19 protein-coding genes, 1 other RNA gene and 1 pseudogene are annotated in these 17,719 nt (G+C 64.9%); 14 read left to right on the top strand and 7 right to left on the bottom strand.

All coding sequences use genetic code 11. From position 1 onward, the window contains the following. Positions 1–60 precede the first annotated feature (60 nt). From AC1DQ3_RS10865 to AC1DQ3_RS10855, 3 genes are read left to right on the top strand one after another with little or no spacing between them, the layout of a single operon-like run. Positions 61–789, top strand: a complete 729-nt coding sequence (locus AC1DQ3_RS10865; RefSeq protein WP_477120190.1) for an amino acid ABC transporter permease — start codon at positions 61–63, stop codon at positions 787–789. A gap of 11 nt (positions 790–800) precedes the next feature. Beyond that, a complete protein-coding gene (gene gltK, locus AC1DQ3_RS10860) occupies positions 801–1,484 on the top strand; it encodes a glutamate/aspartate ABC transporter permease GltK (protein ID WP_477120189.1) in 684 nt (227 codons plus the stop codon). After that, positions 1,481–2,215, top strand: coding sequence for an amino acid ABC transporter ATP-binding protein (locus AC1DQ3_RS10855; protein WP_477120188.1), 735 nt, complete (start codon positions 1,481–1,483; stop codon positions 2,213–2,215). Before gltK ends, AC1DQ3_RS10855 begins: the two co-directional genes overlap by 4 nt. Positions 2,216–2,392: 177 nt before the next feature. Here the strand turns inward: AC1DQ3_RS10855 and AC1DQ3_RS10850 are convergent, their stop codons facing one another. The 3 genes from AC1DQ3_RS10850 to AC1DQ3_RS10840 form a co-directional block, all read right to left on the bottom strand. Then, positions 2,393–2,815 carry a DUF2442 domain-containing protein gene (locus tag AC1DQ3_RS10850; RefSeq protein WP_477120187.1) on the bottom strand — a complete coding sequence of 141 codons (423 nt, stop codon included), beginning with the start codon at positions 2,813–2,815 and terminating at the stop codon, positions 2,393–2,395. Next, positions 2,802–3,164 (bottom strand): DUF4160 domain-containing protein, encoded by a 363-nt coding sequence (locus AC1DQ3_RS10845; RefSeq protein WP_477120186.1) that lies wholly within the window; start codon positions 3,162–3,164, stop codon positions 2,802–2,804. The genes AC1DQ3_RS10850 and AC1DQ3_RS10845 overlap by 14 nt, the downstream gene beginning before the upstream one ends. Before the next feature lie 123 nt (positions 3,165–3,287). Then, positions 3,288–4,118: a class II glutamine amidotransferase gene (locus tag AC1DQ3_RS10840; protein WP_477120270.1), complete on the bottom strand. Its 831-nt coding sequence runs from the start codon at positions 4,116–4,118 to the stop codon at positions 3,288–3,290. Between the two features lie 143 nt (positions 4,119–4,261). Between AC1DQ3_RS10840 and AC1DQ3_RS10835 the strand changes: the two genes are divergently transcribed. From AC1DQ3_RS10835 to rnpB, 5 genes and pseudogenes are all read left to right on the top strand, one after another. Then, positions 4,262–5,350 carry a tartrate dehydrogenase gene (locus AC1DQ3_RS10835; protein ID WP_477120185.1) on the top strand — a complete coding sequence of 363 codons (1,089 nt, stop codon included), beginning with the start codon at positions 4,262–4,264 and terminating at the stop codon, positions 5,348–5,350. Next, on the top strand, positions 5,347–6,687 hold the full coding sequence (locus AC1DQ3_RS10830) for a glycerate kinase type-2 family protein (RefSeq protein ID WP_477120184.1): 1,341 nt from the start codon (positions 5,347–5,349) through the stop codon (positions 6,685–6,687). Before AC1DQ3_RS10835 ends, AC1DQ3_RS10830 begins: the two co-directional genes overlap by 4 nt. Positions 6,688–6,738: 51 nt before the next feature. Then, positions 6,739–7,773, top strand: a complete 1,035-nt coding sequence (gene pyrC / locus AC1DQ3_RS10825) for a dihydroorotase (protein ID WP_477120183.1) — start codon at positions 6,739–6,741, stop codon at positions 7,771–7,773. A gap of 77 nt (positions 7,774–7,850) precedes the next feature. Continuing rightward, a pseudogene (locus tag AC1DQ3_RS10820) lies at positions 7,851–8,669 on the top strand (DUF3025 domain-containing protein); the annotation flags it as partial. Positions 8,670–8,751: 82 nt separating this feature from the next. Then, an RNA gene (rnpB, locus tag AC1DQ3_RS10815) (RNase P RNA component class A) lies at positions 8,752–9,095 on the top strand. Positions 9,096–9,178: 83 nt separating this feature from the next. Here the strand turns inward: rnpB and AC1DQ3_RS10810 are convergent. Beyond that, on the bottom strand, positions 9,179–9,601 hold the full coding sequence (locus tag AC1DQ3_RS10810; protein ID WP_441629166.1) for an OsmC family protein: 423 nt from the start codon (positions 9,599–9,601) through the stop codon (positions 9,179–9,181). A gap of 726 nt (positions 9,602–10,327) precedes the next feature. On the opposite strand from AC1DQ3_RS10810, the gene rplM reads away from it, so the two are divergent. From rplM to erpA, 5 genes are all read left to right on the top strand, one after another. Next, complete coding sequence (rplM, locus tag AC1DQ3_RS10805; RefSeq protein WP_017226025.1) at positions 10,328–10,756, top strand: 50S ribosomal protein L13; 429 nt, start codon at positions 10,328–10,330, stop codon at positions 10,754–10,756. An 11-nt stretch (positions 10,757–10,767) separates the two neighbouring features. After that, entirely contained in the window at positions 10,768–11,160 is a 393-nt protein-coding gene (gene rpsI, locus AC1DQ3_RS10800; RefSeq protein ID WP_045237843.1) for a 30S ribosomal protein S9, read from the top strand. A 318-nt stretch (positions 11,161–11,478) separates the two neighbouring features. After that, positions 11,479–12,165, top strand: a complete 687-nt coding sequence (locus AC1DQ3_RS10795; RefSeq protein ID WP_477120182.1) for a DUF6776 family protein — start codon at positions 11,479–11,481, stop codon at positions 12,163–12,165. Positions 12,166–12,200: 35 nt separating this feature from the next. Beyond that, on the top strand, positions 12,201–12,614 hold the full coding sequence (locus AC1DQ3_RS10790) for a bactofilin family protein (protein ID WP_477120181.1): 414 nt from the start codon (positions 12,201–12,203) through the stop codon (positions 12,612–12,614). Between the two features lie 109 nt (positions 12,615–12,723). Continuing rightward, entirely contained in the window at positions 12,724–13,092 is a 369-nt protein-coding gene (erpA, locus tag AC1DQ3_RS10785; protein ID WP_017225530.1) for an iron-sulfur cluster insertion protein ErpA, read from the top strand. Between the two features lie 83 nt (positions 13,093–13,175). Here the strand turns inward: erpA and AC1DQ3_RS10780 are convergent, their stop codons facing one another. Further along, positions 13,176–13,973 (bottom strand): phytanoyl-CoA dioxygenase family protein, encoded by a 798-nt coding sequence (locus AC1DQ3_RS10780; protein ID WP_477120180.1) that lies wholly within the window; start codon positions 13,971–13,973, stop codon positions 13,176–13,178. A gap of 95 nt (positions 13,974–14,068) precedes the next feature. Here AC1DQ3_RS10780 and AC1DQ3_RS10775 point away from each other — a divergent pair, with 95 nt between their 5' ends. After that, positions 14,069–14,983: a LysR substrate-binding domain-containing protein gene (locus tag AC1DQ3_RS10775; RefSeq protein WP_477120179.1), complete on the top strand. Its 915-nt coding sequence runs from the start codon at positions 14,069–14,071 to the stop codon at positions 14,981–14,983. A gap of 27 nt (positions 14,984–15,010) precedes the next feature. Here AC1DQ3_RS10775 and AC1DQ3_RS10770 read toward each other — a convergent pair whose 3' ends face one another. After that, positions 15,011–16,153 (bottom strand): anhydro-N-acetylmuramic acid kinase, encoded by a 1,143-nt coding sequence (locus AC1DQ3_RS10770; protein ID WP_477120178.1) that lies wholly within the window; start codon positions 16,151–16,153, stop codon positions 15,011–15,013. Positions 16,154–16,169: 16 nt separating this feature from the next. Further along, positions 16,170–17,546, bottom strand: a complete 1,377-nt coding sequence (locus AC1DQ3_RS10765; protein WP_477120177.1) for a peptidoglycan DD-metalloendopeptidase family protein — start codon at positions 17,544–17,546, stop codon at positions 16,170–16,172. Between the last annotated feature and the right edge of the window lie 173 nt (positions 17,547–17,719).

Below are 17,719 nucleotides of genomic sequence, written 5' to 3'. Positions count from 1 at the left end.
CTGGGATTCCGGTTGTGTGAAACGGAAGGCATGTCCTTCCGTTTCTTTTTAGGACACATCATGAACTACAGTTGGCATTGGGGTGTATTCCTCGAGCAGGCGGCCCAGAACGAGACCTACCTGGACTGGATGATCTCCGGCCTGAAGGTCACCATTGCACTCGGCCTCACGTCGTGGATCATCGCGCTCGTCATCGGCTCGGTACTCGGCGTGCTGCGCACGGTGCCCAACAAGTGGCTGTCCGGCCTGGCCGCCACCTACGTCGAGATCTTCCGTAATATTCCGCTGCTGGTGCAGCTGTTCATCTGGTATTTCGTCATGCCCGAGCTGTTGCCCGGCGGCGAGACCATCAAGCAGATGAACCCCTTCGCCCAGCAGTTCCTGGCAGCCATGTTCTGCCTGGGCACCTTCACCGCGGCCCGGGTTTGCGAGCAGGTGCGCTCGGGGATCAACTCGCTGCCGCCCGGCCAGCGCAACGCCGGCCTGGCGATGGGCTTCACGCTGGCCCAGACTTACCGTTACGTGCTGCTGCCGATGTCGTTCCGCGTCATCGTGCCGCCGCTGACCTCCGAGTTCCTGAATATCTTCAAGAACTCCGCGGTGGCCTCGACCATCGGGCTGCTGGAGCTGGCCGCACAGGGGCGCCAGCTGGTGGACTACACGGCGCGCCCGTATGAGTCCTTCATTGCGGTGACGTTGATGTACGCGCTGATCAATATCATCGTCATGCTGATCATGCGCTGGGTCGAAGGACGCACCCGCGTGCCCGGCTTCATCGGCAGCAAGTAAGGGAACCCGTCATGGCATATTCATTCGATTTCAGCTCGATCAACCCGACCACGCTGGAAGTGCTGGGCGAGGGCATGCTGGTCTCGCTCAAGATCACCGTCACCGCGGTGGTGGTCGGCATCGTCTGGGGCACCATCCTGGCAATGATGCGGCTGTCTTCCGTCAAGCCGCTGAACTGGTTTGCGCAAGGCTATGTCACCATCTTCCGGTCGATCCCGCTGGTGATGGTGCTGCTGTGGTTCTTCCTGATCATCCCGCAGGTCCTGCAGAAGACGTTCAACCTGTCGCAGGCTTCGGACCTGCGCATGACCTCGGCGCTGATCGCCTTCGCCCTGTTCGAGGCGGCGTATTACTCCGAGATCATCCGCGCCGGTATCCAGAGCGTGTCGCGCGGGCAGATGTTCGCCGCGCAGGCCATGGGCATGACATACGGGCAGGCGATGCGGCTGGTGATCCTGCCGCAGGCCTTCCGCAACATGGTGCCGCTGCTGCTGACCCAGGGCATCATCCTGTTCCAGGATACGTCGCTGGTGTACGTGAGCGCGCTGGCGGACTTCTTTGGCCAGGCCTACGGCATCGGCGAGCGCGATGGCCGCATCGTGGAGATGCTGCTGTTTGCCGGCCTGGTGTATTTCCTAATCTGTTTCTCCGCATCGCTGCTGGTTAAGCGTTACCAGAAAAAGGTGGCCGTATGATCGAAATCAACAACGTCTCCAAGTGGTACGGCGCCTTCCAGGTGCTGACCGATTGCACCACCAAGGTCGCCAAGGGCGAGGTGGTGGTGGTGTGCGGCCCGTCGGGTTCCGGCAAGTCGACGCTGATCAAGACCGTCAATGCCCTCGAGCCGTTCCAGAAGGGCGACATCACGGTGGATGGCACCTCGGTGGGTTCGCCCAAGACCAACCTGCCGAAGCTGCGTTCGCGCGTGGGCATGGTGTTCCAGAACTTCGAGCTGTTTCCGCACCTGTCGATCACCGAGAACCTGACCATCGCGCAGATGAAGGTGCTCGGCCGCTCGAAGGAGGAAGCCACCGCCAAGGGCCTGAAGTACCTGGACCGGGTGGGCCTGAAGGCCCAGGCGGCCAAGTATCCGGGCCAGTTGTCCGGCGGCCAGCAGCAGCGCGTGGCGATTGCCCGCGCGCTGTCGATGGATCCGATCTGCATGCTGTTCGACGAACCGACCTCGGCCCTSGACCCGGAAATGGTCAATGAAGTGCTGGACGTGATGGTGCAGCTGGCGCAGGAAGGCATGACCATGATGTGCGTGACCCACGAAATGGGTTTCGCCCGCAAGGTCGCCAACCGCGTGATCTTCATGGACCAGGGCAAGATCGTCGAGGATTGCGAGAAGGAGCAGTTCTTCGGCAATCTGGAGGCGCGCTCCGAGCGTGCCCGCCAGTTCCTGTCGAAAATCCTGCATCACTGAGGCAGTCCGCCTTCGGGCGGCACGGTCTCTCCTCCGAGGCTGCCGGCGAATTCGCCGGCAGCATTCGTGTTCGGAGGACCTCACAGGTCAAGCCTGATGTTGCTGCTTCCCTACATTTGCTTTGAAAGCGGGTGCGAGCAGACCGGAGGCGGTCGAAACCATGCTCCCACGCCCTATTCAGGCGATCAGATCCTTCGGCTTTCTTGGGCGCCCACCCAGCCTGCCGTTCTGGCGTGCGGCCGATGCCTTGGCCTCGCTCGATACAGCGCCACCGCGCTTGCCCAACGCGGCCGCCATCCACCGCTTCGATCCGAGCAAGCCCTCGAGCAGCGCCGGCAAATACAGGTCGGCGTCCAGGTGCGGGAAATGGATGCCCAGACCCGATGGGCTGATTTCCGCGTCAGCGAGATCGGCCGGATGCGCGCGCTCGAGTCCCTGCGCATGCTTGGGCGAAAAAGCCAGCTCGAGCCCGGACGCCAGCGCGATCACGATACGGGCGACGCGTCGATCATAGCGTACCGACACGACCGCCGGAAAGTCGGCCTTCCTGGCGGCCCCCCGCTGATTCGCGGCGGCCAGCACGTCGTCAGTAATTTCCATGAATGCCTCTCCAGTCGCTGCACAGCGCCGCCAGGTTGGCGATCAGTTCGCCGGCAATCCGCGTCAGATCCTTGGCCGAAAACCCATAGTTTTCGCGTAACTCGGGTGGACCGCTCGGGCAATGCAGAATGGACACCGCCTCGCAGCCTTTGCCCATCACATGCACGTGGGCCGGACGATGGTCGTTGGGGTAGATCACCACGCGCAGGCCAAAAATCGACAGGACTGTCGGCATCGATTGTAGCAAACCTAAGCGGCTTGGGTTATTTAGTCCCATCGAATCATACAAGGCTCCGTCAGGCGCGACCAGGTGCGACAGGATGCCCCCAGCAGTCATCAGACGGAGCAAGCGCGGCGGCTAGCATGCCCGAACTTGTGGGAGAGAGATCGTGGCCATGAAAAAATGCCCCTGATCCGGTGACAGGGCATTCAGCACGCCTGGCGTCCCTTTTTCCATCCCGCGCGCCTGCGCTCAGGTGCAGGCGCTATTGGCCGCGTTCCTGGCCTGGATTTCCGGCGGGATCGGCACGGTCAGCATCATCACCGAGCGGCCTTCCTCGAACATCATCAGCTCGCCCGGGGCAAAGGCGGTCCAGGTCTCGTTGTCGGTCAGCGGCGCGGTGGCGATCACCGCCACGCGGTCGTCGGGCGTGGTGACCTGGGCGAAATCGATCGACAGGTCGGCGTCGATCAGGTGGGCGGTGGAGAATGGCCACTGGCGCACGATGTAGTACAGGCGAGTGGAGCAGTGGGCGAACAGCGCCTGCCCGTTGCACAGCAGGTAGTTGAATACGCCATGCAGCGTAATCTCGCGCGTGATGTCCGCCAGCGCGTGGCACAGCTCGTTGAGCGGCGGCTGCGAGCCGGGGAAGCGCTTGCGCAGCCCCTGCATCAGCGTGCAGAAGGCGAGTTCGCTATCGGTGTCGCCGACCGGCTGGTAGACCCCGGACAGGAAGGGCGAGAAATTCTTCAGGTCGCCGTTGTGGGCGAAGATCCAGTGCCGGCCCCACAGCTCGCGCATGAAGGGATGGCAGTTCTCCAGCAGCACCGTGCCCTGCGTCGCCTTGCGGATATGCGAGATGACGTTCTTGGACTTGATCGGATAGCGCTTGATCAGCTCGGCGACCGGCGAGGTGCCGGCGGACTGGTTGTCGATAAACAGGCGGCAGGCCTTGTCCTCGAAGAACGCCACGCCGAAACCGTCGGCATGGTGATCCGTGACGCCGCCGCGGGCGGCGAAGCCGGTAAAGGAGAACGTCACGTCGGTCGGCGTGGCGCAGTTCATGCCGAGCAGCTGGCACATGGCGGGCACCGGACCGGCAGCAGGCTGCCGGATTGCAATAGAATATTCCATTATCCGGCCTGCCCGGGTTATCTGCCAAGCGCATCGCGTCTTGCAGTGTGCGTTCCCCCGATTTCAATACCTGTTCAGCGGGTCTCCGAGACATGAATAAATACAAGATCGCAGTCATCCCCGGCGATGGCATCGGCACCGAAGTGATGCCCGAGGGCCTGCGGGTGATGGACGCCGCCGCGCGCCGGTTCGGCGTCGACATGCAATTCGATCACTTCGACTTCTCCAGCTGCGACTACTACGCCCGCCACGGCAAGATGTTGCCGGACGACTGGTTCGACACCCTGGTCAGGTACGATGCCATCTACTTCGGCGCGGTGGGCTGGCCCGACGCCGTGCCCGATCATGTCTCGCTGTGGGGCTCGCTGCTGCAATTCCGCCGCTCCTTCGACCAATACGTCAACCTGCGCCCGGTGCGGCTGATGCCCGGTATCCGCAGCCCGCTGGTGGACCGCAACGGCAATGCGCGCAAGCCCGGCGACATCGATTTCTACGTGGTGCGCGAAAACACCGAAGGCGAGTACTCCAGCATCGGCGGGCGCATGTTCCCCGGCACCGACCGCGAGGTGGTGATCCAGGAGACGGTGATGACCCGCACCGGCGTGGACCGCATCCTCAAATTCGCCTTCGAGCTGGCGCAAAAGCGGCCGGGCAAGCATCTGACCTCGGCCACCAAGTCCAACGGCATCTCCATCACCATGCCGTACTGGGACGAGCGCGTGGAGGCCATGGCCGCGAATTACCCCGGCGTGAAGGTCGACAAGTACCATATCGACATCCTGACCGCGCACTTCGTGCAGCATCCCGACTGGTTCGACGTGGTGGTTGCCAGCAACCTGTTCGGCGACATCCTGTCGGACCTGGGTCCGGCCTGCACCGGCACCATCGGCATCGCGCCCTCGGGCAATATCAATCCGGACCGTACCTTCCCCAGCCTGTTCGAGCCGGTGCACGGCTCCGCGCCGGACATCGCGGGGCGCGGGGTCGCCAACCCGATCGGCCAGATCTGGTGCGGCGCCATGATGCTGGAGCACCTGGGCCAGCCGGAAGCCGGCGCGGCCGTGCTCGGCGCCATCGAAAAAGTGCTGGCGGCGGGGCCGGAACACGCCCCGCTGACGCGCGATATCGGCGGCACGGCCGGTACGGCCGAGCTCGGACAAGCCATTGCGGAGGCCCTATGAGGCAGGCCACAGCAACGATTCCGGCCAGCGCTGCCGAAGCACGCGCCTTGCTGCTGGATACCTTCCACGCCGCCGTGGCGGCGGCCGATCCGCTGTGCATCGTGGCGGAGCACCTGCCGCCGCCGCAGCCGGGCGGCCGCACCCTGGTGGTTGGTGCCGGCAAGGCGGCGGCCTCGATGGCCCTGGCCGTGGAGCAAGCCTATGCGCGCCTTGACCCCAGCCATGCGATCGAAGGCCTGGTGGTCACGCGCTACGCCCATGGCCTGCCGACCAAACACGTCCGCGTGATCGAGGCCGGCCATCCGGTGCCGGACGAGTCCGGTGAGCGCGCCGCCGCCGGGATCCTGGCGCGGGTCAGCGAACTGGGCCCGGACGACAGGCTGGTCGTGCTGGTATCGGGCGGCGGTTCCAGCCTGCTGTCGCTGCCCGCCGAAGGCATTGCCATGGCCGATCTCAAGGCAACGACGAAAGAACTGCTGCGCTGCGGCGCCCCCATCACGGATATGAATATCGTGCGCAAGCACCTGTCGCGCATCCAGGGCGGACGCCTTGCCCAGGCCAGCCGCGCGCCAGTGACCACGCTGATCGTATCGGACGTGGCGGGGGATGACCCTAGCGCGATCGCTTCCGGCCCCACCGTGCCGGATCCGAGCACCTATGGGGATGCGCTGGCTATCCTGCGCCGCTACGGTGCGGTGGTGCCGCCGGTAGTGCAGGATTACCTCGAACGCGGCGCCCGCGGCGAAGTGGCGGAAACGCCCAAGCCCGGCGATCCGCTGTTCGCACGGGTCGAGAACCGCGTCATCGCCACCGCCCACGGCAGCCTGGTGGCGGCTGCGGATCACTTCCGCGCCCGGGGCATCCAGCCGGTGGTGCTGGGCGACACTGTGACCGGCGAAGCACAGGAAGTGGCGCGGGTCTACGCTGCGCTGGTGCGCGAGATTCGCGCGTACAATGCGCCGTTCGCGGCCCCGGTGGCGTTGATTTCCGGCGGTGAATGCACCGTCACGCTGCCGCAGGGCGGTGGCGCGGCGGCGGCAAAGCCCCGTGGCGGGCGTTGTTCGGAGTTCCTGCTTTCGCTGGCGCTTGAGCTGGACGGCGCGGACAATGTGTATGCCATCGCGGCCGACACCGACGGCATCGACGGCTCCGAGGACAATGCCGGCGCCTTGCTGGACCCGTCCACGCTGGCCCGTGCGCAGGCCGCCGGTGCCCCGGCACGGGCCCGGCTCGACGCGCACGACGCCTGGGGCTTCTTCGACGCCGCGGGCGATCTCGTGGTGACCGGTCCCACGCGCACCAATGTGAACGACTACCGCGCCATCCTGATTCTGTAATCTTCAAGCAAAGAGCCAGCCGCAACCGCCGGCTGGCTCCCCCCGAAAGCCATGACCCAGACCCTCACCATCACCCGCCCGGACGACTGGCACCTGCACCTGCGCGACGGCACCGCCCTGGCCGCCGTGCTGCCCGACACCGCCCGCCAGTTCTCCCGCGCCATCATCATGCCCAACCTGAAGCCGCCCGTGACCACGGTGGCGCAGGCCGCGGGCTATCGCGACCGCATCCTGGCGGCGCTGCCGGCGGGACTGGCGTTCGAGCCGCTGATGACGCTCTACCTGACCGACAAGACCAGCGCCGAGGAAATCGTTGCGGCCAAGGCCAGCGGCTTCGTGCATGGGGTCAAGCTGTATCCGGCGGGCGCCACCACCAATAGCGACGCCGGCGTGACCGACCTGCGCCACTGCGCCGCCGCGCTGGAAGCCATGCAGCGCGTGGGCATGCCGCTGCTGGTGCACGGCGAAGTGACCGACCCGGCGATCGACATCTTCGATCGCGAAGCGGTCTTCATCGACCAGGTGATGGCCCCGCTGCGCCGCGACTTCCCGGCCCTCAAGGTGGTGTTCGAGCACATCACCACCAGGGACGCCGCCGATTATGTGCGCGACGCCGAAGGCCCGGTCGCCGCCACCATCACCGCCCACCACCTGCTCTACAACCGCAACGCCATCTTCACCGGCGGCATCCGCCCGCACTACTACTGCCTGCCGGTGCTCAAGCGCGAAACCCACCGCGAGGCCCTGGTGGCCGCGGCGGTATCGGGCAGCCCGCGCTTTTTCCTCGGCACCGACAGCGCCCCGCACGCGCGCGGCCTGAAGGAGCACGCTTGCGGCTGCGCCGGTTGCTACACCGGGCTGCACGCCATGGAGCTGTATGCCGAGGCTTTCGAAGCTGCCGGCGCGCTGGACAAGCTGGAAGCCTTTGCCAGCTTCAACGGCCCGGCTTTCTACAACCTGCCGCGCAACAGCGGCACGCTGACCCTGAGCCGCGAGGACTGGGAACTGCCGGCCGAACTGCCCTTCGGCGATACCACCCTGGTACCGCTGCGCGGCGGCGAGACGCTGCGCTGGAAGGCTCGCTAAGCCGCGCTGGCGTAGTGGAAGTCAGCAAAAAGGGCCGGATTGTGCCAGTTTCGCATGATGCGGCAACCGGGACACGGCTGGCCGCTTCGGTGGCGGAAATCGACTGGGCGCAGCCCTGGTTCCGCCCGTTCGCCCCGTACGGCACGGCCCTCGCCGCGGCACTGCAGGGTGGCGCCGACTTGCGCGCCAGCCTCGGTGACATGGCCGCGCGGCTCGCCTTGCGCAACGCCTGCGGCGTGCCCTTGCGCTTCGTGCCGCAGGCCGAACTGCCAGCCGGCACCGCGTATGAGTCGCATATCTTCGCCACCGGCGCCGTGYCGACGCGTGACAACTTGCACGACTTCTTCAATGCGCTGGTCTGGCTGCATTTCCCCCGCTCCAAGCGGGTACTGAACCGGCTGCAGGCCCACGCCATCGCCGCGACGGGCGTGCAAAGCCGGCGCGGCAGCCTGCGCGACGCCGCTACCTTGTTCGACGAAAACGCCATCCTGTTCCTGAGTGCCGACAGCGGCCTGGAATCCGTGCTGCGTGGTTTTGGCTGGGAGCATCTGTTCGTGGCCCGGCGTTCGGTCTGGGTGGGTGGCGCAGAGACGGGCGGCGAGGGGGAGGGCGCCCGCTGCACCGTGGTGCCGTTCGGGCACGCCTTGCTGGAAAAACTGGTGCGGCCCTACAAAGCCCTGACCGCGCACGCCTGGCCGCTGGCTGTGCCGCCGGAAGCCGGCGCGGCGCTGCCGGGCTCGCTGGACGACGCCGTGTGCGCGTCGCTCGAGGCCGCCGAACTGCACAGCGGCCGCTTTGCGCCCCTGCCGGTGCTGGGCATTCCGGGCTGGTGCGAAGCCAATCGCGATCCGGCCTACTACGCGGATACCAGCGTGTTCCGCCGCGGACGCCGCGCCCAGGCCGCCTGGCGGGCAACACGCATGCGGGTGGCCGTTTCCCTGCCAATCGGTGTGAAATCGGTGTTAGACTGCGGGCCGCAAAGCAGGCCAGACAATCGCTGCTTGCACCCGCAAGGTGTGCAAGGGGAGGAAAGTCCGGACTCCACAGGGCAGGGTGTTGGCTAATGACCATCCACGGTAACGTGCGGAATAGGGCCACAGAGACGAGTCTTGCCATCGGGTTCGCCCGATGGGAAGGGTGAAACGCGGTAACCTCCACCCGGAGCAATCCCAAATAGGCAGGCATTGAGGCGGCCCGCTGAGCCTGCGGGTAGGGAGCTTGAGCCGGTCGGTAACGGCCGGCCTAGAGGAATGATTGTCACGTGCCGGCGACCGCAAGGAACCCGGTGCGCACAGAATCCGGCTTATCGGCCTGCTTTGCTTCTCGAATTTCCCGGCATGGCCAGCCGCCCATCCGCATGGGCGCGCACTGGCCGGGCCGGCTGTCCGGGGCTAGCGTACGGGGCTTACGCCTCGACGATTTCCATCGTGTGCGTGATTTCCGCCGTCTTGGCCAGCATGATCGAGGCCGAGCAATACTTGTCGTGCGACAGCTGGATGGCGCGCTCGACGGTGGCGGGGTTGAGGTTCTTGCCGCTGACCGTGAAATGGAAATTGATCCGGGTGAACACCTTCGGATCCTCGCCGGCGCGCTCGGCTTCCAGCTTCACGCTGCAGCCGCGCACGTCTTGCCTGCCGCGCTTCAGGATCAGCACCACGTCATAGGCGGTGCAACCCCCGGTTCCCAGCAGTACCATTTCCATCGGACGCGGCGCCAGGTTGTGGCCGCCGCCCTCGGGCGCGCCGTCCATGGCCACGATATGGCCGCTGCCCGTCTCGGCCACGAAGCTCATGCCGTCGGTGCCCATCCATGTCACTTTGCATTCCATTTTGTTCGTTCCTGTGTTCTGGTGAGTGCGCATTCAATCAAGAACACGCGATTTCAAAACTTGCTTTTTGAGTATAGGGCACTTGCAAGGAGGCGCCGCGGATCGGCCATTTTGCCGAAAACTGAAGCTTTCCTCTAAAATGACGGCACGGCGATAGTGCACTTTCATCCTAAGTGTCTGATTTTTAATCATAAAAAATCTCGCCAAATGTCACTGTCATTTTTTACAATGCGGGATGGCATTTCGCACTGCAAATTCCCTTGCGCTGCGAAGGCGCTCGTGTATAATTTCAATCATTGAACGACGGCGCACAAGGCGTCGCAGAGTGCGAAATCGAACCGCACCACGATGCAGCCCCGTCGATCTCCCAGTGTCTCCTCCACCTCCTCCTTTGGTGGATTCAAACCCAAGCTCAATAGCTTGGGTTTTTTTTATCCCGCGCCCGCGCGGAGCCCCTTCCAAGCGCCAGTCGAGTGCGTCATGTGCAGCTTTCGACAGCCGCGGGCGGGCAAGCCATGCGAACGGCGTCACCATCTTGGTGTCCTTCCCCAACTTTGCTTGTACATGTGCCGGAATCCGCAGTATACTCGTCGGCTTTTCCGTCATGCCCGCGGAGAAAGAATTCAGGGAGAGCCTGCATATACAAGCAGGAAGGTCAGATCCTAAGGGTCGACCGACGACGCAAGTCATGTTTCGGGCAGGTTCTACAAAGTCTCAGGAAAAATCATGAAGACCTTTTCCGCAAAGCCTGCAGAGGTTAAGCGCGACTGGTACGTGATTGACGCGACGGACAAAGTCCTCGGCCGTGTTGCCAGCGAAGTGGCACGCCGACTGCGCGGCAAGCACAAGCCGGAATTTACTCCGCACGTCGACACGGGTGATTACATCATCATCGTCAACGCAGCCAAGCTGCGTGTCACGGGTACCAAAGAAACCGACAAGAAGTATTATCGTCACTCGGGTTACCCGGGCGGCATTTACGAAACGACGTTTGGCAAGATGCAGCAGCGTTTCCCGGGCCGCGCCCTGGAAAAAGCTGTCAAGGGCATGTTGCCGAAGGGCCCGCTGGGCTATGCAATGATCAAGAAGCTGAAGGTTTACGCCGAAGCTGATCATCCGCATGAAGCGCAGCAGCCTAAGGCGCTGGAAATCTAAGGGGGCCATCCATGATCGGAAATTGGAATTACGGTACTGGCCGCCGCAAGAGCGCCGTGGCTCGCGTCTTCATCAAGTCGGGCAAGGGCGATATCATCGTCAACGGCAAGCCCATCAGTGAATATTTCGCTCGCGAAACCTCGCTGATGATCGTGCGCCAGCCGCTCGAACTGACCGCCAACGTAGAGACCTTTGATATCAAGGTCAACGTGACCGGCGGCGGTGAAACGGGTCAAGCCGGCGCAGTGCGCCATGGCATCACCCGTGCACTGATCGACTACGATGCCACCCTGAAGCCGACGCTGTCCAAGGCCGGTTTCGTCACGCGCGATGCACGTGAAGTGGAACGTAAGAAGGTTGGTTTCCACAAGGCGCGTCGTCGGAAGCAATTCTCGAAGCGTTAATGCCTGTTCGGCGGGTCCGGTGCAACCGGATCTGGCCGTACAAGAAAAAACCGCACGGTTCTCCGTGCGGTTTTTTTTCGGGGGCCGTGGATGGTCGCAAGAGGTGGGCGCCACCCTCAATGTCGGGTTTTAACCATGTTTTACAATTACTTTGCATCTAGACGGATACAATCCCTGCTCCCGCCGCCCGGAGAACTCGACCATGAGCCAATGGCCAGCTAACCCGCACCGCGCCAGCCAGTCTTCGCTGCGTGCCAGTGACGCATGAAGTACCGCTTGCTGCGTCCGCGCCGTGGCCCGCTATCCGCGCGCCTGGCGGTGCGTTCGCATCTGCCGTGGCCGTTGCGCGTACTGGCCGTGGCGCTGGTGGTGGTCGTCGCGGTGCTCGCCGCGGGGTGGGCGTATGACGCCGGCCGGCGCCTGACTGGCGCGGCGCCGGGCATGTCGGCGGAGAACGCGGCGCTGCGGCAGCAGGTGGCGACGATGGCGGTGCAGCAGGAGCGCTTGCAGGCGGTAGCCAATACCGCCGAGGCGCAATTGCAGATGGCGCGCGCTGCCCAGGAAGGCCTGGCCCGGCAGTTGAAGGCCGCAGAGGGCGAGGTCGCCCAGGCCAGGGAGGATCTGGCCTTTTTCGAAAGCCTGCTGCCGGCCAGCGGCAATACTTCCGGCGTCCGCGTTCGGAGTTTTCGTGTCAGTCTTGATGAAGCCGACGCACAGAAAATGCAATATCGCTTGCTGATAATGCAGGGCGGATCCAAGGCTTTTTCTTCCTTGCCGGAATTCCGGGGTGAGTTACAGTTGGTCGTCTCCCTGATGCGGAATGGCAAACCGGTCACTTTGAGCCTGCCCGAAGCCGGGGCCAGCTCGTTGCCCGGCTTGCGCCTGACGCATTACCAGCGGATCGAAGGCGCTTTCGCCCTGCCGCCCGGCGCCGCGGTGCGGGCAGTGACAGCACGAATATTGCAGGGCGGTCAGTTGCGCGCAACCGAAACGGCGATGCCTTGAGGCTTGCGCTGGGCCAGCAACGAGAAAAGGGACCTATGTTGTTTTCCAAGAAGAAGGGCCTGGCGATCGATACCCTGATCGGCCAGCACAGCGTGATCGAGGGCGACCTGACGTTCTCTGGCGGCCTGCGCCTGGACGGGCGGGTGCGTGGCAATGTGACGGCCGCCGCCGATCAGGCCAGCATGCTGGTCATCAGCGAAAAAGGCGTGGTGGACGGCGAAGTCCGGGTAGGCCACCTGATCCTCAACGGCACGGTCACCGGGCCGGTGCACGCCGCCGAGCTGCTGGAGCTGCAGCCGCATGCGCGTGTCCACGGCGAGGTACACTACGCCGCGCTGGAAATGCACCAGGGCGCGCTGGTCGAGGGCCGCCTGGTGCCGCTGGGCAACGGCGAACCCAAGGCTCCGCCCAACCTGGTCCTGGCATCTGGCGCGCAGGATTACGACTGATACCGCACTTGGTCCCCGTTGCGGAAGCAGAACCCCTTGAATTCGCGGGGTTTCGGCACGATCTTGCCAGAGCGCTTAAAATACAGGCGTATCTAAACAGGAGAACCCCATGAACGCAGTCGCAGAGGCACCCGTTACCGAGGACATGCCGGCCCCGTTCGTCTTTACCGACAGCGCTGCCGACAAGGTCAAGCAGTTGATCGAGGAAGAGGGCAATGCCGATCTGAAACTGCGCGTGTTCGTGCAGGGCGGCGGTTGTTCCGGCTTCCAGTACGGCTTCACCTTCGATGAGGAAGTGAACGAGGACGACACCACGCTGGACAAGAACGGTGTCACGTTGTTGATCGATTCGATGAGCTACCAGTACCTGGTGGGCGCGGAGATCGATTACAAGGAAGACATCAACGGCGCCCAGTTCGTGATCAAGAATCCCAACGCAAGCACCACCTGCGGTTGCGGCTCTTCGTTCTCGGTGTAAGGCTCGCCAGAGCGCCGCGGATTCTGTGGCAATAAAAAAGCGCACTTCGGTGCGCTTTTTTATTGCCCAAGGCCGCGGCCCGCTTACTGGTCCCGGCGCCAGACAACCGGAAACCAGTCCTCCCGCATCCGTTCGCCGCTGCGCTGCCCGATCCCCGGGAAGGGCGGCGAGGTGCGCCCCGGCCGCGCCAGGTAGCGCACATCGTCGCCCAGGAAACGGGCCGAGAAAGCGCGGCGCCGTCCCGTGCCGGTATTGCCGGCGGCGCCATGCACGGTGCGGAAGTCGAACACCACGGCATCGCCGGGCTCCAGTTCGGGGATCAGGATGGCGTGGCTGCCATCGTCCACGTCCGGCATTTCCATGAACTGGTCATCGCCGGCATAGAAATTCTCATTGCTGGCCCAGCGTTTCGGGCGCACCAGCTTGGGCCAGCGGTGCGAGCCCAGTACCACGCGCAAGGTATTGGCGGTGGTGACCGGGTCCAGCGGGATCCAGTAGCTCGCGGTCTGCAATCCATCCACGCAGTAATAGGGCAGGTCCTGGTGCCACGGCGTGGGCTTTGCCGTGCCGGGCTCCTTGACCAGGATGTGTTCATGGAAAACCTGGACGGCCTCGGCCTGCATGATCTGCCCAGCGATGGCGGCGGCTGGGGAGCGCTCGATGAAATCGGTGAAAGGCGCGATACGTTGCCAGTTGCAGTAATCCTCGAAGAAGCGCCCGCGCTCGCCGGTGCCGACGTTTTCGATGGTGAAGGGGCCGGGCTTGGCCAGATTCTGCTCGAATCCTTCACGTAGCGAGGTCACCCAATCGGCAAAGGCGCCGCGCAGCACCAGGGCACCGTCGCGTTGGTAGGTTTCGATGTCGGCTGCGGTGATGTGCATGTGGATCCCATGTGGATGGCTGGTGTCGGGACGAGTATCGGGGCTGGCAGGCAATAGGAAAAGAATATATTTCCTATGCTGTAGTATAGGAAATCATGATCGCCTTCTCCTTCCGCCAGCTTGAGTACTTCGTCGCTGCCGCCGAGCACGGCAGCATCAGCGCCGCGGCGCGCGCCCGTCACGTGTCGCAGCCCTCGGTGTCGCAGGCGGTGGCCCAGCTCGAAGAGGTGCTGGGCGAAACCTTGTTCCGCCGCCAGGTAAGCCGCGGGCTGGAGTTGACGCCGGCGGGACAGCGCCTGCTAGGGCGCGCGCGCGACATCCTGGCGCTGGCAGCCGGGCTGGGCACCGATGGCGGCGGCCAGGCGCAGGCGCGTGGCTTGAGCGGGCAACTTTCGCTGACGTGTTTCCAGGATCTCGGCGCTTACTACGCCCCCCGGTTGCTGGCTGGCTTTCGACGGATGCATCCGCTCGTTGCCGTGACCCTGTTCGAGGCCGACCTTGCCACCGTGCATCGCACGCTGAGCGCCGGCAAGGCGGAACTGGCGCTGACCTACGACCTCGGCTTCGACCAGCGCATTCCCCGCTGGACGCTGGCGCGGCTGGAGCCTTATGCGCTGCTGCCGGCCGGCCACGCGCTGGCCGGGCAGCCGAGCGTGAGCCTGAAGGACCTGGCTGGCGAGCGGCTGATCCTGGAGGACATCGCGCAGACACGCGAGTACTTCCTCTCGCTGTTCTGGGCGCATGGCCTGCGGCCGCAACTGCACCAGTACACGCAGACCTTCGAGATGCAGCGCGGCCTGGTGGCGCATGGCTACGGCGTGGCCCTGTCGTGCACGCGGCCGGCGGGCGATCACAGCTACGACGGCGAGCCCATCGTCTGCCTGCCGCTGCGCGAAGCCGTGACGCCCCAGCGCGTGGTGCTGGCGCGGTCTCCGGCAATGCGGCCTTCGCCGGTCGCCGAGACGTTTATCCAGTGGGTTTGCGAGGCAGGGCACGCCGAGCCGGCATAGCAGCAGCGGCGCGGGGAAGCCCGCGTGCTATCGAGGGTAAAGCGCGCCCAGCACGCGCGGACCGGCCGCGCCGGTCACGGTAGGCACATTGCCCGGGGCGCGCCGCAGCATCTGGCGCGCCAGCCAGGCAAAGGCAATGCCTTCCACCTGCGATACGGGCACACCCAGGTCATCCGAGCTTTGCACCGTCACGCCGGGCAGCGCCTGCGCCAGCAGCGCCATCACCAGGCCGTTGCGGGCGCCGCCGCCGCAAACAATCAGGCGCGCGGCATCGGGCGCATGCGCGCGGACATCGCGGACGATGGCCTCGGCCGTCAGCGCGGCCAGGGTGGCCTGCACGTCGGCAGGATCGAGGGGCTGGCCGAGCCGGGCAAGATGACGCTCCAGCCAGGCGGGGTGAAAAAGGTCGCGGCCCGTGCTCTTGGGCGGGGCCACGCTGAAGTAAGGCTCGGCAAGCAGCTGCGCCAGCAGGGCCTGGTCGACCTTGCCGCTGGCTCCCCAGGCGCCGCCGGCATCGTAGGCCAGGCCTTGGTGCCGGTCGATCCAGTAGTCGAGCAGCACATTGCCCGGACCGCAGTCGAAGCCGGTGACCGGGCGTGCCGCGCCACTCTCGCCCGCGGCGGGCAGCACGCTGATATTGGAAATGCCGCCGATATTGCAGGCTACCCGCGTCTCGGCGGCGTCGCCGAACAGGGCCTGGTGCAAGGCCGGCACCAACGGCGCGCCCTGTCCGCCGGCGGCCACGTCGCGGCCGCGGAAATCGGCTACCACATCCATGCCGGCCAGTTCGGCCAGCAAAGCCGGATGCTGGCTCTGGCGGGTATAGCCGATGCCGTCGTAGAGGCCGGGCCGGTGGCGCACCGTCTGGCCGTGCGCGCCAATCGCGGCGATGGCAGCCGGTGCCAGGCCGGCCTCGCGCAGCAGCGTCGCCACGCAAGCGGCGTAGACGCGCGCCAGCCCGTTGGCCGCCAGCGCCTCCCGGTGGATTTCATTGTCGCCAGGCTGCTGCAGCGCCACGAAGGCTTCGCGCAGTTCGGCCGGGAAGGGCTGGTAGGCCGCCGCGAGCACCGTGGGACGCGGCCCCGCGAAGTCGACCAGCACGCCGTCCGCGCCGTCCATGCTGGTGCCGGACATGATGCCGATAAAGCAGTCTGGGGACGCGGTCTGCATGCTGGGGGCGGCTCGTTCAGTTGTTGGCGGAAGCCACGTTGTAGGTGCGCAGCGCGTTGATGCGGCTCAGCAGCTCGCTGGTATAGCTCAGGAACTGCTGGCGCACCGGGCCCGCCAGCGCGGGCGTGTCCAGCGCGGCGATGGCCAGCGGGTTCAGCGGCACGTCGTTGACACGGAACTCGTAGTGCAGGTGCGGGCCGGTGGCCCAGCCGGTCTGGCCCACGTAGCCAATGACTTGCCCTTGCGACACATGTTCTCCGCGCTTCATGCCGGCAAAGCCGGACAGGTGGGCGTAGTAGGTCGAGTAGCCGCTATGGTGCTTGAGGATGACGATATTGCCGTAGCCGTTCTGCTGGCCGGCAAATTCGACCTCGCCCTCGCCGGTAGCCATCACCTTGGTGCCGGTAGGCGCGGCAAAGTCCACACCTTTGTGTTGCGCCCATTGATGGTGCAGCGGATGGTCGCGCCCGCCGAAGCCCGACGATACACGCGAGAACTCCACCGGCGAGCGCAGGAACGGCCGCTTCATGCTGCGTCCGTCGAATGTGTAGTAAGCACCCTGGCCGCCGCCTTCCGGCGCGTACCAGAGCGCCTGGTGCAGCTGGTTGTTGTTGATCAGCTCGACCGCGACCACGCGGCCGTTGCGCACGAAGGCGCCGTCGCGGAAGCCGGCTTCGTAGACGATGCGGAAACGGTCGCCGCTGGTGATGTCGTGGTGGAAGTCGATCACGCCGGAGAAGATCGAGAGCATCTGCTGCACGATGTCGTCCGGTACCTTGGCCGCGTCCATGGCCTTGAAGAAGCCGCCCGTGGCGATGGCGCCGGACAGCATCTCGTATTGCAGTTCGTTTTTCACCAATTGCACGCGCGCCTTGTAGACCGGCTCGTCATTGCCGACGCGTTCGATCACCAGCTCGCGCGAGGCTTTTGCATCACCCCCGAGGTTGGCCTGGAGCGACACCAGCAGGTTGTTCTCGTCAACCTCGGCCTGCACGGTCTGGCCCGGATTGAGGTCGAACAGGCCGCGAGCGGTGCTGTTGCGGCGGATAAATTCCTGCGCATCGGGGTCGTCCACGCCGAGCCGCTTGAGCAGGCTGGCAATGGTGTCGCCGCGCTGCATGCGCTCCTCGCGCACGAAGGTGGCGTCGGTTTCGGTAAGCTGTTCGAGTTGCGCGCGCAAATCGGGCAGGCGTATCGCCTCACGGACACGCGGAGCCTGGGGGTCATCGAAGGCGCTACGGGGAGCCACGCCCATGGCGGCGGCCATGCCCAGCGTGAACACCGTGCCAACCGCTGCTGTCAACTGCTTGCGCCGGCGGGCGTGCAGGGCATTGGTCGGATCGACTAGAACCACCAGTTCACGCGCGAAAACTTCGCGGAGTCTGGACCACATCACGTAAAATTCACTCTTTGGTTCGGGCTRCGCTGCCGCGACGATTTGCCTCGTCTGCCTTCCTCCCCCGAGGTGCGGCGCCTGCCATATTGGTTTGCCGCCTAGAATGGCGGTTGGCTGACGGGATTTGCCCCCTCGGCACAAGAAGCGCGGATTATACCAAAAGCGGCCGC

This window comes from Cupriavidus sp. 01T418, from assembly GCF_056398885.1.
This window is presented reverse-complemented; position numbering and strand designations above follow the sequence as displayed.

What these genes read in the sequence shown, in the direction of transcription:
- AC1DQ3_RS10865 (WP_477120190.1), top strand. Translation starts at nt 61, where the DNA reads ATGAACTACAGTTGGCATTGGGGTGTATTCCTCGAGCAGGCGGCCCAG.
- gltK (WP_477120189.1), top strand. Translation starts at nt 801, where the DNA reads ATGGCATATTCATTCGATTTCAGCTCGATCAACCCGACCACGCTGGAA.
- AC1DQ3_RS10850 (WP_477120187.1), bottom strand. Translation starts at nt 2,815, where the DNA reads ATGGAAATTACTGACGACGTGCTGGCCGCCGCGAATCAGCGGGGGGCC.
- AC1DQ3_RS10840 (WP_477120270.1), bottom strand. Translation starts at nt 4,118, where the DNA reads ATGTGCCAGCTGCTCGGCATGAACTGCGCCACGCCGACCGACGTGACG.
- AC1DQ3_RS10835 (WP_477120185.1), top strand. Translation starts at nt 4,262, where the DNA reads ATGAATAAATACAAGATCGCAGTCATCCCCGGCGATGGCATCGGCACC.
- AC1DQ3_RS10830 (WP_477120184.1), top strand. Translation starts at nt 5,347, where the DNA reads ATGAGGCAGGCCACAGCAACGATTCCGGCCAGCGCTGCCGAAGCACGC.
- pyrC (WP_477120183.1), top strand. Translation starts at nt 6,739, where the DNA reads ATGACCCAGACCCTCACCATCACCCGCCCGGACGACTGGCACCTGCAC.
- AC1DQ3_RS10810 (WP_441629166.1), bottom strand. Translation starts at nt 9,601, where the DNA reads ATGGAATGCAAAGTGACATGGATGGGCACCGACGGCATGAGCTTCGTG.
- rplM (WP_017226025.1), top strand. Translation starts at nt 10,328, where the DNA reads ATGAAGACCTTTTCCGCAAAGCCTGCAGAGGTTAAGCGCGACTGGTAC.
- rpsI (WP_045237843.1), top strand. Translation starts at nt 10,768, where the DNA reads ATGATCGGAAATTGGAATTACGGTACTGGCCGCCGCAAGAGCGCCGTG.
- AC1DQ3_RS10790 (WP_477120181.1), top strand. Translation starts at nt 12,201, where the DNA reads ATGTTGTTTTCCAAGAAGAAGGGCCTGGCGATCGATACCCTGATCGGC.
- erpA (WP_017225530.1), top strand. Translation starts at nt 12,724, where the DNA reads ATGAACGCAGTCGCAGAGGCACCCGTTACCGAGGACATGCCGGCCCCG.
- AC1DQ3_RS10780 (WP_477120180.1), bottom strand. Translation starts at nt 13,973, where the DNA reads ATGCACATCACCGCAGCCGACATCGAAACCTACCAACGCGACGGTGCC.
- AC1DQ3_RS10775 (WP_477120179.1), top strand. Translation starts at nt 14,069, where the DNA reads ATGATCGCCTTCTCCTTCCGCCAGCTTGAGTACTTCGTCGCTGCCGCC.
- AC1DQ3_RS10770 (WP_477120178.1), bottom strand. Translation starts at nt 16,153, where the DNA reads ATGCAGACCGCGTCCCCAGACTGCTTTATCGGCATCATGTCCGGCACC.
- AC1DQ3_RS10765 (WP_477120177.1), bottom strand. Translation starts at nt 17,546, where the DNA reads ATGTGGTCCAGACTCCGCGAAGTTTTCGCGCGTGAACTGGTGGTTCTA.